Genomic DNA, 16109 nt, shown 5'->3' on the forward strand with positions numbered 1-16109 from the left:
CCTTCCATGGGTGGGGGGAGGTGCGGGTGGCTACCACGTCCCCAGGGTGAGGACGCGGTCTTCTCCGGCGACGAGGTCGAGCGGCTGGGTGCCGGAGGAAGTCCACAGGTCGACACGGAGCGTCCGGTGCGGCTGCAGGACGGCTCGCGCGCCGGCGGGGGTCCAGGAGAGGTCGAGTTCGGCTCCGAACCGGGTGCGGATCCCGGTCAGCCGCCCCCGGCCGAGGGCGGTCGAGGGCGCGGGGAGCAGGACCAGCCGGTCCGGGGTCGACTGGACGAGGGCCTCGATCAGGACGGCGGGCAGGGTGTGCGCGGCGTCGGCGTTGTAGACGTCCCGGTTCGGGTAGTGCGCGCTCATCAGGGAGGCGTGGAAGAAGTCGCCGTCCAGGACCCGGCCGAGGGCGGCGGCGACCCGTTCACCGTCCCGCAGCCGGGCGGCGACGAGCGCGTGGTGGAGGTGTCCGTGCGCCGAGTCGTTCTCGGCTCCGCGCAGTTCGAGCGCACGGTGGGCGGCGGCCGCCAGTTCCGGGGTGTCGTAGGGCGTGATCTCGTCGAGCGGCCAGACGCCGTAGAGGTGGCTGAGGTGGCGGTGGTCGTAGGTGTCGTCGAGGCCGGGCCGCGCCCACTCGGCGAGTGCGCCGTCGGCGTTGATCCGGTGCGGGGGCAGCCGGTCGGCGAGGGCGCGCCAGCGGTCGGCGTCCGGGCCCGGGTGGTAGTCGGCGGCCGTACGCAGGGCGTGCCGGGCGGCCGAGAGGTCCATCGCCGCGTCGACCGCACCCCAGCTGCCGTTGGCCGGCCGGTTCTCGGGCGAGTAGGACGGGACGACCACCAGGTGGCCGGCGGCGTCGGTCCGGGTGAGGAAGTCCTCGTAGAACACGGCGACCTGGGCCAGCAGCGCGGCCGTACGCGGATCGCGCTCGCCGCGGATCTCGTCGTGGTCCACGAGCGGCTTGAGCAGCCAGTCGGCGCCGGCCGTCCACAGGTGCAGGGGGTACTCCCGGCTGAAGTGGTAGGCGAGCCCGGACTCACCGTCGGTGTGCGCGGGCGCGACCATGCCCCGGGCGCCGAAGACCGTACGGGCGTTCTCCTGCCAGTCGTCGCCCTGACGCCGAATCAGAGCGGCCAGGGCGTCGGTGACTTCGGGTAGACCCGCGGCGGGCGCGGAGGCGGTCTGGAGGTTGAGGTTGGCGTCGTTGGTGAAGGCTCCGGACCAGGCGGTGTCCCACTCGCCGGTCCACAGTCCGGTCAGGCGGGGCGGGTTGAGGCCGGAGGAGGAGAGCAGGTGGTAGCGGCCGGCGGCGAAGAGCCGTTCCAGGAGGGCCGCGCTGCGCGTGCGCTTGAGCAACTCCGAGCCGGGTAGCGCTCGTTCGGCGGGATCGGCGGCCAGGTCGAGGGTGACCCGGGTGTAGGCGGTGCGGTGCGGTTCGAGGTGCCGGGCGAGCAGGGTCTCGTACGACGGCGCGTCCTCGAGCAGCCCGCGCAGTCGGCGCGCCTCGGCGGTCACGTCGAGTTCGCCGGTGTGGCGGCGGACCCGGGTGAGGAGGAGGACGGAGTCGGCGCCGGTGACGCGGACGCCGGGCGGCACGAGTCCGGTCGCGCCGCCGGTCACGGCGACGAGGGTGACACCGGTGTAGGCGCGGTCGCTGCCGGGGTAGCGGGCCTGGAGGCTGAGCAGGGCGCCCTCGGGGGTGCGGAGAGCGCCGTGGCCGATCCCCAGGCCGGAGGGGACACCTGGGAGCCGGTGATCGAGGGCGATGTCGAGAGCGGGCGTGGTGACCCGCTGCACGATCACGTCGTCGGCGCGGGAGACGAAGAGGCGGCTGGTCCAGTCGGCGGTGGTGGCGTCGACCTCGCCGGTGCCGAAGTCGACGCTCCGGCGATAGCCGTCCGCCTGGCCCTCCGGCCTGCGCAGCCGTATCCGGAAGGCCGGATGGAACGGCTGGACCCACTGGAGCGGGCGGCCGTCGGTGAAGCTCTCGGCGGCCCTGAGGTCGCCCGCGAGCAACCGGTCCTGCAGCGAGGCGAGTTCGGCGGCCAGGTGGGGCGGACGGGCGTGTTCGCCGCCGTTCGGGCGGACCAGGGTGTGCTGGGTGACGATGACACGGTCATCGTTCGGGTCGCCGAACACCAGGGCACCGTGGTGGCCGTTGCCGCTCAGGAAGGCGTCCTCCCAGCGGGCGGCCGGGGCCGGCTCCCAGGTGCCGTGGACGGGTCCGGTCGGGGTCATGGCCTGAGCACCGCCACTCCGTATCGGCCGAGGGTCACCTCGCCGGCGATCGCGGAACCGGTCAGCAGGTCGCGGTGCGTGCCCGGCACCCGGACCCGCACGGCCTCACGCCCGTGGTTGAACAGGAACAGCAGCTCACCCCTGCGCACCGCCTCGACCCCGGCCGGCAGCCCGTCGAGCACCGGACGGACCCCCGCCGCCGCGGCGATCCCGCCGACCAGCTCCCGGAGCGCCTCCGGTTCGGGGAGCGTGGAGAGGTACCAGGCACGCCCGTTGCGCAGCACGGCGGGCAGCCCGTCGAGTTCCCCGCCCCGATACGGCACGGTCTCGGAGACCCCCGGAGCGGCCTCGATCTCCTCCGACCACAGGGTCCCCCGGAAGCCCTCGCACCCGACGCTCTCCCCCGGGTCCAGCGGCCACCACTCGTGCAGCGTGCGAATGCCGAACAGCTCGCGCAGCCGGGCGTCCATGCCGCCGGGGCGGATCCGGTCGTCCTCGTCGGCGACGCCGGTCAGGAAGCCGCTGACCAGGGTGCCACCACCCCGGACGTAGCCGAGGAGGTTGCGGACAGCGGTGTCGGTGAGGAGGTACAGCTGGGGCACGACCACCAACCTGTAGGCGGACAGGTCGTGTTCGGGGTGGGCGAAGTCGGTGGCGAGGTTCGCCTCCCAGAGGGCGCGGTGCCAGGCGTGCAGGACGTCGGGGAGGTCGACCTCGCCGGAGAGCCGGCCTTCGTGGGCGCCGGCCCACCAGGAGTGCCAGTCGTGGAGGACGGCGATGTCCGAGGTGAGGTGGGTGCCGGTCACCTCGCCGCCGATGGCGGCGAGTTCGGCGCCGAGCTGCTTGACCTCCTGGTAGGTACGGCCCTCCTCCCCCGCGTGGCTGACCATCCCGGAGTGGAACTTCTCCGCGCCCTGCCGGGACTGCCGCCACTGGAAGTAGCAGACGGCGTCCGCGCCCCGGGCGACGGCCTGGAGCGACCACTGCCGGTTGAGGCCACGGGGTTTGGGGTGGTTCACGCCGCGCCAGTTGACCGGCCCGGCGGCCTGCTCCATCAGCATCCAGGGGCCGCGCGCCTGGGAGCGGGTGAGGTCGTGGACGAGCGCGCCGCGCTGCGCGCCCCGCGGATCGCGCGGGTCGGGATAGAGGTCGACGGAGACGACGTCCTCCTCCGCCGCCCAGCGCCAGGCGTCCTGGCCGATCCACAGCGGCATGAAGTTGGTGGTCACCGGGATGTGCGGGGTGTGCCGGGCGACGATGTCCCGTTCGGCCGCGTAACACTCCAGGAGCATGTCGGAGGTGAACCGGCGGAAGTCCAGCACCTGGGTGGGGTTCTTCATGTAGTGGGCGTGGCGCGGCGGCAGGACGCCCTCCCAGGTGTCGTATCCCTGGCTCCAGAAGGCCGTGCCCCAGGCGGAGTTGAGGGCGTCGAGGGTGCCGTAGCGCTCGCGCAGCCAGCGACGGAAGGCGGCGGCCGCCTCGTCGCCGTAGTCGAAGGTGCAGTACTCGTTGTTGATGTGCCACAGGGTGAGGGCGGGGTGGCCGCGGTAGCGGGCGGCGAGGTCCTCGGTGATGGCGGCGGCGTACCGGCGGTAGGTGGCGCTGGAGTGCGAGAAGTGCTGGCGGCCGCCCCACCACTCGGTGCGGCCGTCCGCGTCCCGGGGCAGGGTGTCCGGGTACAGCCGGCCCAGCCACGGTGGCGGCGCGGCGGTCGGGGTGGCGAGGACGACCCCGACGCCGTTGTCGTACATCAGGTCCATGAGCCGGTCCAGCCAGCCGAAGTCCCGCTCCCCCGGCCGGGGTTCGAGCTTCGCCCAGGAGAAGACGCCGATGGTCACGGAGTTGACGCCGGCGGCCTTCATCAGCCGGACGTCCTCGGGCCAGGTCTCCTCCGGCCACTGCTCGGGGTTGTAGTCGCCGCCGAAGAGGATGCGGCCGCGGGTGGCGTCGGAGAGGCTCGGTCGTTTCCGTTCGCCGGTCATCGAAGCGGCTCCCCGTACTGGATGCCACGCCCGTTGGTGGCGAGGTAGACGCGGCCGTACACGCGCGGGTCACCGGTGATCGCCTGTCCGGTCCACCCCCACTGGTGCCGGTCGTCGTTGATACGGATCCAGGACCCGGCCTCATCGTCGGAGCGGTGGACGGCGGTGACGGTCTCCGTGGAGCCGACGAGGTAGATCGCCGGATAGCCGGCGCCGTCGGCGGCCTTGCCGAAGCCGAGGGTGTGGGCGGCCCGGCAGCCGACGACCGCGGTGAAGCTCGCACCCCCGTCGACGGACCGGTACAACCCGTTCCACTTCACGCTCAGCCACAGGTCACCGGATCTGCCGGGGGCGGCGACCAGCTGGAACTGGCTGTCCCCGGCGGGGAGTCCGGTCGCACGCGCCGTGAACGTGCGGCCACTGTCAGTGCTGGCTTGTAGCGTTCCTGTGTCGGTGTCGTACGCGTAGAAGAGCGTCGGGTCGGCCGGGTCGGCGACCGGCGTGGCGCCCTTCGGGAAGGAGGGGATCTCGGTCCAGGTGGCGCCGTTGTCCTCCGAGCGGTGGGCGGGGTACTTCGTCCCGTCCCAGTGCACGAAGGACCACAGCAGCACGCTGCCGTCGGCGTTGGCGGCGATCGGCCCCGGCGCGTCGTGGGCGAGGGAGGGCTGGGCGGCGAAGGGCGCCCAGGTCCGGCCCCCGTCGTCCGAGAAGGCGCCGTTGCCGTTGTCGCCCCAGCCGGTGCGGACCACGTACGCCGGCCTGCCCGCGGCCTGCGCGAGTCCCGTCGCCGACCCGAACACGGGGTTCGTGGCCATACCGCGGGACGGCGACGCGGTGAGCCGCTCGTGGTACAGGACGCCGATGTCGCCCGAGCCGCTCAGCAGGTGCGCCTCCCCGACCGGTGGCGACACCAGCTGCAGTACGGACGTCTCCTCCAGACCGCGGATCCACGGCGACCAGTGGACGAGGTCACGGGTGCCGTAGAGGGTCGCGCCGGTGCCGTAGACGAGGTGCGACGAGTCGTACGGATCCAGGGCGACGGCCTGGATCCACCACCCGAACTTGGGCCGGTCACCGCCCCACTTGAGGAATGGGGTCTCCGACACGTCGAAGACGGCGGTGTCCTTCAGGGACGTCCAGGTACGGCCGCCGTCGGTGGTCCGGTAGAGGGTGTCCACGGCCGCCCACCGGTTGTTCGTCGAGACGACGACGGTACCGGGCCGACGGGCGTCGACGGCGACCCCGCCGTAGCCGAAGGTGTCGCTGCCGCCGGGATGGACGGGGGTGACCTCGGTCCAGCGGCCGGTGACGGTCGACAGCTTGTGCACACTGCCGTCGGCCTGACCGTTGGGGCCGGGGGCGTCGGCGTAGGTCACGTACAGCTCGCGCGCGTGCCGGTCGTGGGCGGCGCGCACCGGGATCCTCGCGGAGGCACCGGTGGGCTGCCCGGGGACGGCCTCCCAGGTGGTCCCGTCGGTGGTGCGGTACAGGGTGACGGCGGTCGCGCCGCCGTCACCGTCCGCCCAGCCGGCGTAGACGGCACGGCCGACGGCGACGAGAAGGCCGACGCCCTGGCCGGAGACGGAGGGGGTGGCGGGGAAGCCGGTGGCTGCCGCCCAGGTGACGCCGCGGTCGGCCGACTTGAGCAGTCCGTCGTGCCTCGTCCCCAGCCAGAGGGTGTCGCTGTCCCGCGGGTCGACGAGGAGGCGCTCGCCCATCCCCCGGCCGTCCTCGTTGGCGCCGAGTTTGACGGCGAGGTCGGTACGGGTCCAGGTGGCGCCGCGGTCCTCGGAGCGGAGGATCGCGCCGTTGCCGGCCCAGGACTGGGCGTAGGTGCCGAGGGCGAGGTAGAGCCGGTCGGGGTGGGCGGGGTCGACCGCGAGGGCCTCGACACCGAGGAGGTTCCAGTCGTCCCAGCCGAGGTGGTCGGTGAGAGGGGTCCAGCGGGCGGTGCGGGTGTCCCAGCGGTAGGCGCCGCCGATGTCGGTACGGGCGTAGGCGAGGCCGGGGGTGGTGGGGTGGAACAGCACACCGGTGACGAATCCGGTGCCGCCGATGACCGCGTTGCGCCAGCGGTACGCCTGCGGCCGGCGCTCGGCCGCGCGGGCGTTGGCGGTGAGGGCGGGAAGGGTGGTGAGCGCGGCAGCAGTGGCGGTGCCGGCCAGGACGGTTCTGCGGCTCAGGCTGGGCATGGGGACCCTTCGGTGGGCGTGGGTTGGGTGGGTGATCCTGACTGGGGGTGGGGTATGTCCCTCACCGACGCTCGGGCTCTGGGGGGGAGGCACGACTGCCCGCAGCCAAGGAGAGACGGCGGGCGAAGCGCCCCTCCAGGGGCGCGGGGAACTGCGCGACCGGCCACGAACCACCCGCAGCCGCCGACGCCCCACGGCCACCCCCGACAGAAGGCGCCGTCGGCCACCCCCCGCAGAAGGCACCATCGGCCACCCCCCAAAGAAGGCACCGTCGGCTACCCCTTCACCGCCCCCGTCAGCATGCCCTTCTTGAAGTGCTTCTGGACGAAAGGCGACAGCACCGCCACCGGCAGCAGCGCCAGCACCATCACCGCCATCTGCACCGCGAGCCCCGACAGCTGACCCGTCTTGATCGCCTGTCCCAGCCCCACCGGGGCTTCCTGCTTCTGGACCAGCTGGATCATGACGTTCTGCAGCGGCATCTTCTCCTGGTCGTTGAGGTACAGGGACGCGTTGAACCACGCGCTCCAGTACCCGACCGCGTAGAAGAGGGTGATCACGGCGAGCACCGCACGCGACAGCGGCATGACGATCTGCCACAGGATCCGGAAGTCGCCGGCGCCGTCGATGTGCGCGCTGTCGATCAGCTCCTGCGAGATGCCCATGAAGAAGCCGCGCAGGACGAGGATGTTGAAGACGCTCACCGCGCTCGGCAGGATCAGGGCGAGATAGCTGTCGGTGAGGCCGAGGGACTGGACCAGGAGGTACGTCGGGATCAGGCCCGCGCTGAAGAACATCGTCGCGAGCAGCAGCATCAGGAACCAGCGGTGGCCCAGGGAGCCGATGCGCGAGAGGCCGTACGCGCACAGCACCGACACGGCCATCGAGAACAGCGTGCCGACGACGGTGATCAGGACGCTGATGACGGTGGCCCGGGTGACCTGGCCGCCGCTGAGCAGCTCTTTGTAGGCGATGAAGGTGATGCCCTTGGGTACCATCACCAGTCCGCCGGCCTCGTCGATCGTCTTCCGCGAGGAGAGGCTGGTCACGATGATGATCCACAGAGGGAACAGGATGCCCAGGCAGGCGAGGGCGAGCACGAGCCCCTTGCCGGCCGCGCCTGCCCGGCCGGGCTCCTCCTCCCATGCCGGACGGGGTGGCGCGGCCCACCGGGAGGGTTCCCGTACGGGTGGCTCGTCGATGACGGCGGTCACTTCTTGTACACCCCCTGCTCGCCCATGAGATGGGCCACTTTGTTCGCGGCGAGGACCAGGCCGAGGCTGACCACGCCCTTGATCAGACCGGCGGCGGCCGCGTAGCCGAAGTCCTGGTTGCGGACGCCGTTCCACCAGACGAAGGTGTCGAGGACTTCGGCGGCTCCCGGGCCGACCGCGTCGCGTTGGAGGAGGATCTGTTCGAAGCCGACCGTCAGGGCGTCGCCCACCCGCAGCACCAGCAGCAGGGCGATCACCGGCCGCAGGGCGGGAAGCGTGACATGCCAGATGCGGCGCCAGCGGCCCGCCCCGTCCATCGCCGCCGCCTCGTAGAGGTCGGGGCTCACGGAGGCGAGCGCGGCCAGGAAGACGATGATCCCCCAGCCCGCGTCCTTCCAGACGCCCTCCGCCGTGACCAGGAACTTGAAGGTCGACGGGTCGGTCATGATGTCGAGGCCGTCGTAGCCGTGCTGTCTGAGCAGCTGCGACAGCACGCCCGCGCCACCGAAGATCTGCTGGAAGACGGAGATGACCAGCACCCAGGAGAAGAAGTGCGGGAGGTACAGGACCGCCTGGGAGATCGCCCGTACCCGGGGCCGGACCACGCTGTTGATGAGCAGGGCGAGCGCGATCGGGATCGGGAAGAACAGCACGAGTTGCAGGGAGAACAGCACCAGCGTGTTCTTCACCGCGTCCCAGAACGCCGAGTCGGCGAAGATCCGCTGGAAGTTCTCGAAGCCCACCCAGGGGCTGTGCAGCATGGAGACGATGCCGTTGTCGCTGACGTACGGGTCGTAGTCCTGGAAGGCGACGATGTTGCCGAGGATCGGCAGGTAGTTGAAGACCAGGATCAGCAGGACCGCCGGCAGCGTCATCAGGATCAGCGCGCGGTCGCGTCTGAATCTGAGGCGCAGGCCCGGTTTCCCGGTCTTCTCCTTCTTCCCGGTTCCGGTGGTGCCGTCGGACGCCACCGGAGTCCTCCCCGCCCTGTCGTCGTCTGCCTCGGCTCTGCTGCGAGGCACCGTGCTGTGGGACACGGCCGTTCTCCTTGCCTCGGTGCCTGGTCAGCTCGCCGAAGAACCGTTGTCGTCGAGCAGCTTGTGGTACCAGTCGCGCAGCTGGTCGCCGCCCTTGCTCTTCCAGTCGGAGACGGCCTGCTGCATGTCGCTGATCTTCTTGCGGCCGCGGGTGATGTCGTCCTCCAACGTCTCGAAGTCGTTCATGAGGTTGGTGTACCGGGACGGCTCGGTGATCATCTGGCCGAAGAAGCTGGACTTCCTGGTGAAGGAGCCCATCCGCTGCTGCCACTCGACCTGTGCCTTCGCGACGTCGGGGAAGTCGGGGTGGGCGATGGTGGCGGCGGGGCTGGCGACCATGACGTAGGCGTTGAGGACCTCGTTGTTGCCCTGGGTGGTCTTGGTGGGCACACCGTTCTTGACGGTGTAGTGGGTGCCCTCGACGCCGTAGTTGGTGGCCATGTACTCCTTGGTGCCGTACGGCGCGGCGGTGACGTTGGCGACGGCCAGCACGTCGTGGATGACGGACTCCGAGGCCTTCTTGTTGATGAAGGCGAAGATGCCGGCCGGCTGTTCGGCCCAGACCTGCGGGTCGCCGCCGTCGTGGGCGTAGACGTCCATGCCCCAGATCTTGTAGTCCGGGTTCTGGGTGGCCTGTTCGGCGGTACGGCTCCACCACTGGCTGATGTCCTGGGCGTAGATCAGGAACTCGCCGGCCGCGAACTTGGGGCCCGGGTCGGGGGCGTTCTTGCCCAGCTTGGCGTCGGGATGCACGACACCGGCGGCGAAGAGCTTGCGGGTCCACTCCAGGGCTTCGAGGTACTCGTCCGTCTCGATGCGGTTGACCAGCTTGCCGTCCACCAGGTTCCAGCCGAGCGGCTTCTCGCTGCCGGAGAGGACGCTGAACATCTGCCAGGCGGTCCACTTCATGTCCGTGCAGGCCCAGCGCTTGGCCTTGGCGTTGGTGATCTCCTTGGCCAGGGAGAGGAACTCGTCGGCCGAGCGCGGGACCTCGTAGCCCTCCTTGTCGAAGACGTCCTTACGGTAGAGGGGCACGATGTTGGTGACGTAGGAGGACGGCATCGGCAGTCCGCGCAGCCTGCCGCCGAAGATGCAGCGCCGCCAGGCGTCGGTCGGGATGGCGGCGAGGTTCGGGTAGTCCTTGACCCTGTCACCCGACAGATACGGCCCGAGGTCGGCGAACTTGCTGATGATGGCGGTGGGTATCTTGCCGCCCATGTTCCAGTTCGGGACGACGACCACGTCCGGTACGTCGCTGGAGGCGAGGACCGCGCCGAGCTTCTGGTCGTAGGTGTTGCCGTCCTGGTTCTGCCACTGGACGTCGACGCCGATCAGGTCGTTCATCGCCTGGTAGTAGGCATTGTCGTCCTTCGGCGGGGAGCCCCAGAACGGGGACATGACCGTGACCTTGCCCCCCTTGCCGAGCTTCTTGGGCACCGAGGTCTTCAGGGTCGCCAGGTCGAGCTTCGCGGTGAAGCCGATCGCCGAGCCGTTCTTCGCCGGGATGTCCGGGGTCACCACGTTGTTGGCGACGTAGGAGGGCAGCAGCTTCTTCGCGTCCTTGCCCGAGGAGGAGCCGCCCCCCGACCCGCTGTCCGACGCTCCGCAGGCGGCGAGCAGCGGCATCCCGCCCGCCACCGCTGCGGTGGCGACGGCCGTGGAGGCGAGGAAACTTCTCCGGCTCGGCCCGGAGGGGGCGGAAGTGGCGTTCGGCGTCATTGCGTCAACCCTTCATGGCGCACCAGGACACCCGGCGGTGGCCGTCGGCTGCGGTGTCTCGAGTGGAACTGGCTGAGCCGAAGCGATCCCCCGACCACGGTCGACCACCGTCGTGCGTCCCTGGGCGGACCGGCGAATCGGCTAGTCGAAGCGCTTCGATGTTGCTGCGAGGTTAAGTGAACACCCGGGGGTGCACAAGGGTCGCTCCCAAGATTCCTCCGAGGTGCCGGGGATGACCTCTTCGTATGTGCCGCTTGAATTTTTGGTGAGCGTCTCTTGACACCCGACGGTGCGTCGAATGAGCATCGAAGCGCTTCGAAAGCTCCTCGTCGCTCCATCGCAAGGGGAACCGCACGTGACCGCTCAAACGCCGCCTACGCCGCCTTTCCGCGATCAGCACCTGCCGTTCGCGAAGCGCATCGACGACCTGCTGGCACGGCTCACCCTGGACGAGAAGGTCTCCTTCCTGCACCAGTGCGCGCCCGCCGTGGAACGCCTGGGCGTCGCCGCCTTCCGCACGGGTCAGGAGGCCCTGCACGGGGTCGCCTGGATGGGCCCGGCGACGGTGTTCCCGCAGGCGGTCGGCCTCGGCGCGACCTGGAACACCGATCTCGTACGACGGGTCGGGGAGGCGGTGTCCAAGGAGGTCCGGGCGATGCGCGCCCGCGACGACCGCGTGGGCCTCAACGTCTGGGCACCGACGGTGAATCTGCTGCGCCACCCGCTCTGGGGCCGCAACGAGGAGGGCTACTCCGAGGACCCGAGGCTCACCTCCGCCATCGCCACCGCCTACACCCGCGGCCTGCGCGGCGACCACCCGGTGTACTGGCGCACCGCGCCCGTCCTCAAGCACTGGCTCGCCCACAACAACGAGACGGACCGCGCCACTTCCTCCTCCTCGGTCCGCCCGCGGGTGCTGCACGAGTACGACCTGCGCGCCTTCGAGGAGACCGTACGGGCGGGCGCGGTGGCCGGGGTGATGCCCGCGTACAACCTGGTCAACGGCCGCCCCAACCACGTCTCCCCGTATCTGCGCGAGCGGTTGCGGACCTGGACGGAGGAGGATCTGCTGGTCTGCTCGGACGCCGGCGCGCCCAGCAACCTGGTCGACCACGAGCACTACTTCGACACCCACGAGGAAGCCACCGCGGCCGCCCTGCTCGCCGGTGTCGACAGCTTCACCGACCACGGCACGGACGGTTCGCGGATCGTCGCGCGGATCAACGGGGCCTTGGAGCAGGGCCTGTTGACCGAGGCCGACATCGACACGGCCGTGCGCCGCCAGCTCTCGGTCCGCTTCCGCCTCGGCGAGTTCGACCCGCACGACGACCCGTACGCGCACACGTCCGACTTCGACACCCCGGCCCACCGCGCGCTGGCCCAGGAGGCCGCGGAACAGGCGGTGGTCCTCCTCAAGAACGACGACGACCTGCTGCCGCTCGCGCCCGACACCCGGATCGCGGTGGTCGGCCTGCTCGCCGACGAGTGCAAGCTCGACTGGTACAGCGGCACGCTGCTGCACCGCTCCACCCCGCTGGAGGGCCTGTACGAACGGTTCGGCGCGGAGCGGGTGGAGTTCGCGGAGGGCGTGGACCGGGTCCGACTGAGGCTCGCGGACGGCACCTTCCTGCAGGTGCCGCCCGCCCCCGAGGCCGCCGACGAGGCACGCGGCGCGGCGGGTGCCCTGGACCCGGCGCTGCTGGCGGGCCGTACCGACCTGCCCCCGCTGACCACCGACGCCACGGGCACCGAACTCGCCCTCGTCGACTGGGGCGAGGGCGTGCTGACGCTCCGCGCCCCCGACGGCCGTTATCTGTCGGTCGCCGACGACGGCCGGGTCCGCGCCTCCGCCGACCAGCCCGGCGGCTGGGTCGTCCAGGAGACGTTCCGCCTGGAACCCCACGAGAACGGTCACCTCCTCCGGCATCTCGGCACCGGTCACCACCTCTGTGTCGCCGCCGACGGCGTACGGGTTGCCGCCGACAACGCGTCGATCTTCGAGTTGATCATCGTCGAGCGGGGCACGGAGGCCGTCGCCAGGGTGGCCGCGGCGGCCGACGCGGTCCTGGTCGTCGCGGGCAACGACCCGCACATCAACGGCCGCGAGACCGAGGACCGTACGACCCTGGCCCTGCCCCCGCACCAGGAGCGCCTGCTGCGCGCGGCCCGGTCCGCGAACCCGCGGACGGTCCTGGCCCTGACCTCGGCCTACCCCTACGCGGTGGACGTGGGCCGCCTCCCCGCCGTCCTGTGGACGGCGCACGGCGGCCAGGCGGCCGGCTCCGCGCTCGCCCGCGTCCTGGCCGGTGACGTCTCCCCCGCCGGCCGTCTTCCGCAGACCTGGTACGCCGCCGACGCGGACCTTCCCGACCTGCTCGACTACGACGTACTGGGCGCCCGGCAGACGTACCTCTACTTCGAGGGCACCCCGCTCTTCCCGTTCGGCCACGGACTGTCGTACGCGTCCTTCTCCTACGCCGGCCTGGTCGCCGAGGCGGCGACGGGGACGCTCCACGTGTCGTTCACGGTCACCAACACCGGTGACGTGACGGCGGACGAGGTGGCCCAGCTCTACTCCCGGGCGGTCGAGCCGTCGTCGGTGCGCCCGCGCCGCGAACTCCTGGCCCACCGCAGGATCACCCTCGCCCCCGGCGAGCGGACCGGGCTGGCCTTCGAAGTCCCGCTCTCCGCCTTCGCGTTCTGGGACGTGGCGCGGGACCGACGACGCCTGGAGCAGGGGCCGTACGACGTCCTGGTCGGCGCGTCCAGCGAGGACATCCGGCTGCGTACGACGGTGGTCCTGGACGGCGAGCAGGCGGCACCGCGTGATGTCACCTCCGAACGCGGCCTGGATGCGGCCGGCTTCGACGAGCAGTCGGGGATCGCGATCGTGGACCGTACGAGGACGGCGGGCGACGCGGTCACGCCGAAGGGCGACGGCCTCGGTGAACTCGTCTACCGAGACTGCGACTTCGGTCAGGGGGTGGCGCAGGTGACCGCGCGGGTGTCGGGCGCCGGCTCGCTGGAACTCTCCCTGGACGGCGGCCCGTCGCTGGCGGTGCTGACGCTCGCCGAGCCGACGCCGGGTCCGTATGCGTACACCTCGCTCACCGCCGGCATCGTCGCCGAGGGTGTGCACGACGTCCACCTCAGACTGCGCGGCCCGCTGCGGCTCGCGCACGTCGGCTTCTCCGGTTGAGGGTCCGGAGCGGCCGGCACCGAGAAGGGGCCCGGCACCGGAAGGCATCGGCGCCGGGCCCCTTCGAGGGGACGACGATCACCCGTCGACAAAGCTCACCGGCGCCCCCACGGCTCACCGCGGCCGGAGCCCCCGCACAGTGAGCCCTCTACAGGGGGCCTGACCTGCTGGTTTGCTGTGACCAGGGCGAATCCGTCCCGTCTGAGCCCGGACTGAGCCGCTTCAGCCCGCCTGAAGCCGTCCACGCGTCGAAGGGTGTTCCCGTGGGAACACCGGCGAGAACATCCAGCCGGGCCGCCGTTCCCACCTGCGCATTCTTCACGCTGGACGGCTCACGGGGCGGGACTCCAGCAAGACGACCGAAAAGGCATCCCGCAGGGGGCGCGCGGTCGACAGGCTGCGTCCGCTTGTGCGGAGTTTCAGGCCCTCCTGCAACCAGCAAGCCTTTTCCTGCCGTAGAACGCAATGGGGCCCGGCGGCACGTCCCGCCGCCGGGCCCCACCGTGGTGCCCTCTGTCCAACTTGCGGAGCATGAACGAGGGACCACCCACCGCGTCTCAGCGCGGCAGCTTGTCAGATGTAACGGCCGTCGGCCAGAAACACGGATGACATTTAACCGCGAACTATGCACCGTGACTAGATGAATGTGAACAACGCCCCTCAGTCACCCATATGAGTTAGTCCAGGATGTTCGCTGTCGAACACGCGCCCGTAACTCCCGGGCGTGGCGGTCATGTTCCGGTCTCAGGACCCAGGGTGAGGTAGGCCCGTAGTTCAGCGGCACAGGCCGCCGCATGGATCGCCTCACGGGACTTCTCGGTGGCGGCAGTGCTGTGGCATAAGCGTGCGACAGCAGCCGCGAACGCCCGCAGCGTTGTGGGGGCTGCTTCGCGCCAGGACCACAGTTGACGCGCCCAGCTCACCGCCACTGCCACCGCCTCCCCTGCTTGCATGATCTGCAGGGCCCACAGGAATGGCTCGATCCAGGCCGCCCCCCGGGTGGAAGACGCCCAGTCGACCGGGCATGCCTGGCTGTCGGTGATGAGGATGTTGTCCGGCCGTAAGTCGGTGTGGAGCAGGGCCCGGCCGCCGAACAACTCCGCGTCGCCATCGTCCGCGCACGGGCCCCATCGCTCCTGGGCGGTCGTGTATTCGGATGGATCGCGCAGTATTACAACCGGGAGCGGATCCACTCGACCATCGGCTACCTCACCCCACACCAGGCCAGGACCCGCTACAGACAACGACTCCACCTCGCCGCATAAAACGGAAGTGTCGGACCTCAAGGGGTCACTCCACGCTGGTGCACGACCTCCCTCGACTACATACCAGCCATCGGTCCGACGGTGTTCCAGGGACTAACTCCGTGCGACATGATGACGTGCCGTGGAAGCTGAAGTGATTAGCGAATTGCTAGAGCTTGCCGAGAATCAACAGCGAGTCCCAACATCGCCGCCCAACGCGTGCCGTATCAGCTCCCCGTCCTTCCTGGGCACCGTCAGGTCATACGTCCCAGCGCCCGTGACGAGTTCGTATCGCTCGAACTTCCGGGCCAGGCGTACCTTCCCGGCCGCCGGCTTCAACCGGAACGGCGCCTGGAGGGTCGCACTCCGGCCTCCTCGCGCGTCGTTCCAGACCGGCGCCTCCCCGGCGGCGAGCCGAAGGTAGCCCTGCCTCAACCGCGCAATCTGCTTGCCCCTGCCGACCGAGACCTTGACCGTCCCACCGATACTCTGCGTGAACCCGACGACCCGCAACGGCTGCCCGCCGTCGAAGTCCACGATGTCCCGCGCCGGTGTGCGGCGCCGGATCCACGCCCAGCGCAGCAGTACGTCCACCAGAGTCTCGGTGCCTGCGGAACGGCGTTCCGCGCGTGCGCCTGTCACTTCCCACTCCCCAACCTCAGTACCGTGCCGACGAAATTCCCGCGGCGGTCCGAATTCACGCGGTGACTGATATCCGTGATCTCATCCGTCATGCCGCTGAACACGTCAGCCGACCTGCCAGGCGGTCAAGCCCAGGCGCGCCAGCGACGCGTCGACGGCCTCTGCAGGCAGCTTCCACCCTAACCCCCGCATCCGCTCGAAGAACTCCGCCGGCAGCACCACGCCGTGGCGTCCCACGTAGACGCACAAGCGACGCACCAACAAACCGGCGGACCCTCATGCAGGATTTGAGACTACGCCCTTCAGAAGAAGGCCTTGTCCCAGGTTTCAGAAATCAGAGCCTGCATGGATTGCATAAATCCGTTCCCGACGTACTGCATTCCGGCATCACCAGCGAGAAATACAGATTATTCACCAGGAAACCAGGGCGAGCCGAAGGAGATCAATTCTTCATCAGTGACTCCACCTTCGACCCAGCTCAGCAGTTCAAGCTTCTGCTTTACTGACCAGCCGTATTCCTTACCAAGGGCGGATGCTGCGTTAATTTTCCTGCCGCCGCCCTCCTCGAATTCTCGAAGGAAGCCGGCTAGGTCGACGATCGTCGCCCCGTCTTGCTGCATCCGGAGAGCTCGTACGATCCAGTCATCTAGAGTC

At 70.2% G+C, this 16109-nt stretch carries 10 protein-coding genes; 1 reads left to right on the plus strand and 9 read right to left on the minus strand.

Going from position 1 to position 16109, the window contains the following annotated elements; all coding sequences use genetic code 11:
* Nucleotides 1-30: 30 nt before the first annotated feature.
* The 6 genes from ACWDGI_RS36900 to ACWDGI_RS36925 form a co-directional block, all read right to left on the minus strand.
* Complete coding sequence (locus ACWDGI_RS36900; protein ID WP_450766743.1) at nt 31-2226, minus strand: glycosyl hydrolase family 95 catalytic domain-containing protein; 2196 nt, start codon at nt 2224-2226, stop codon at nt 31-33.
* Nucleotides 2223-4208 (minus strand): beta-galactosidase, encoded by a 1986-nt coding sequence (locus ACWDGI_RS36905; protein ID WP_450766745.1) that lies wholly within the window; start codon nt 4206-4208, stop codon nt 2223-2225. The genes ACWDGI_RS36900 and ACWDGI_RS36905 overlap by 4 nt, the downstream gene beginning before the upstream one ends.
* Complete coding sequence (locus ACWDGI_RS36910) at nt 4205-6400, minus strand: 1,4-beta-glucanase (protein ID WP_450766747.1); 2196 nt, start codon at nt 6398-6400, stop codon at nt 4205-4207. The genes ACWDGI_RS36905 and ACWDGI_RS36910 overlap by 4 nt, the downstream gene beginning before the upstream one ends.
* 275 nt (nt 6401-6675) lie before the next feature.
* A complete protein-coding gene (locus tag ACWDGI_RS36915) occupies nt 6676-7614 on the minus strand; it encodes a carbohydrate ABC transporter permease (protein ID WP_450766749.1) in 939 nt (312 codons plus the stop codon).
* Nucleotides 7611-8651 carry an ABC transporter permease gene (locus ACWDGI_RS36920; protein ID WP_450766751.1) on the minus strand — a complete coding sequence of 347 codons (1041 nt, stop codon included), beginning with the start codon at nt 8649-8651 and terminating at the stop codon, nt 7611-7613. Before ACWDGI_RS36920 ends, ACWDGI_RS36915 begins: the two co-directional genes overlap by 4 nt.
* Nucleotides 8652-8678: 27 nt before the next feature.
* Nucleotides 8679-10370 (minus strand): extracellular solute-binding protein, encoded by a 1692-nt coding sequence (locus ACWDGI_RS36925; RefSeq protein WP_450766753.1) that lies wholly within the window; start codon nt 10368-10370, stop codon nt 8679-8681.
* A 355-nt stretch (nt 10371-10725) separates the two neighbouring features.
* Here ACWDGI_RS36925 and ACWDGI_RS36930 point away from each other — a divergent pair, with 355 nt between their 5' ends.
* Nucleotides 10726-13569 carry a glycoside hydrolase family 3 C-terminal domain-containing protein gene (locus tag ACWDGI_RS36930; protein ID WP_450766755.1) on the plus strand — a complete coding sequence of 948 codons (2844 nt, stop codon included), beginning with the start codon at nt 10726-10728 and terminating at the stop codon, nt 13567-13569.
* 731 nt (nt 13570-14300) lie between these two features.
* On the opposite strand, the gene ACWDGI_RS36935 is transcribed toward ACWDGI_RS36930, so the two are convergent.
* From ACWDGI_RS36935 to ACWDGI_RS36945, 3 genes are all read right to left on the minus strand, one after another.
* Nucleotides 14301-14762, minus strand: a complete 462-nt coding sequence (locus tag ACWDGI_RS36935; RefSeq protein WP_450766757.1) for a hypothetical protein — start codon at nt 14760-14762, stop codon at nt 14301-14303.
* A 237-nt stretch (nt 14763-14999) separates the two neighbouring features.
* Nucleotides 15000-15455 (minus strand): hypothetical protein, encoded by a 456-nt coding sequence (locus ACWDGI_RS36940; RefSeq protein WP_450766759.1) that lies wholly within the window; start codon nt 15453-15455, stop codon nt 15000-15002.
* A 407-nt stretch (nt 15456-15862) separates the two neighbouring features.
* The gene (locus tag ACWDGI_RS36945; protein WP_450766761.1) at nt 15863-16075 is read right to left on the minus strand and encodes a hypothetical protein; all 213 of its coding nucleotides are present in this window, start codon (nt 16073-16075) and stop codon (nt 15863-15865) included.
* Nucleotides 16076-16109 lie beyond the last annotated feature (34 nt).

The organism is Streptomyces sp. NPDC001220 (assembly GCF_053597895.1).

Excerpts from the sequence above, each read along its gene's own strand:
- ACWDGI_RS36900 (WP_450766743.1), bottom strand. The coding sequence starts at position 2,226 with ATGACCCCGACCGGACCCGTCCACGGCACCTGGGAGCCGGCCCCGGCC.
- ACWDGI_RS36905 (WP_450766745.1), bottom strand. The coding sequence starts at position 4,208 with ATGACCGGCGAACGGAAACGACCGAGCCTCTCCGACGCCACCCGCGGC.
- ACWDGI_RS36910 (WP_450766747.1), bottom strand. The coding sequence starts at position 6,400 with ATGCCCAGCCTGAGCCGCAGAACCGTCCTGGCCGGCACCGCCACTGCT.
- ACWDGI_RS36925 (WP_450766753.1), bottom strand. The coding sequence starts at position 10,370 with ATGACGCCGAACGCCACTTCCGCCCCCTCCGGGCCGAGCCGGAGAAGT.
- ACWDGI_RS36945 (WP_450766761.1), bottom strand. The coding sequence starts at position 16,075 with ATGCAGCAAGACGGGGCGACGATCGTCGACCTAGCCGGCTTCCTTCGA.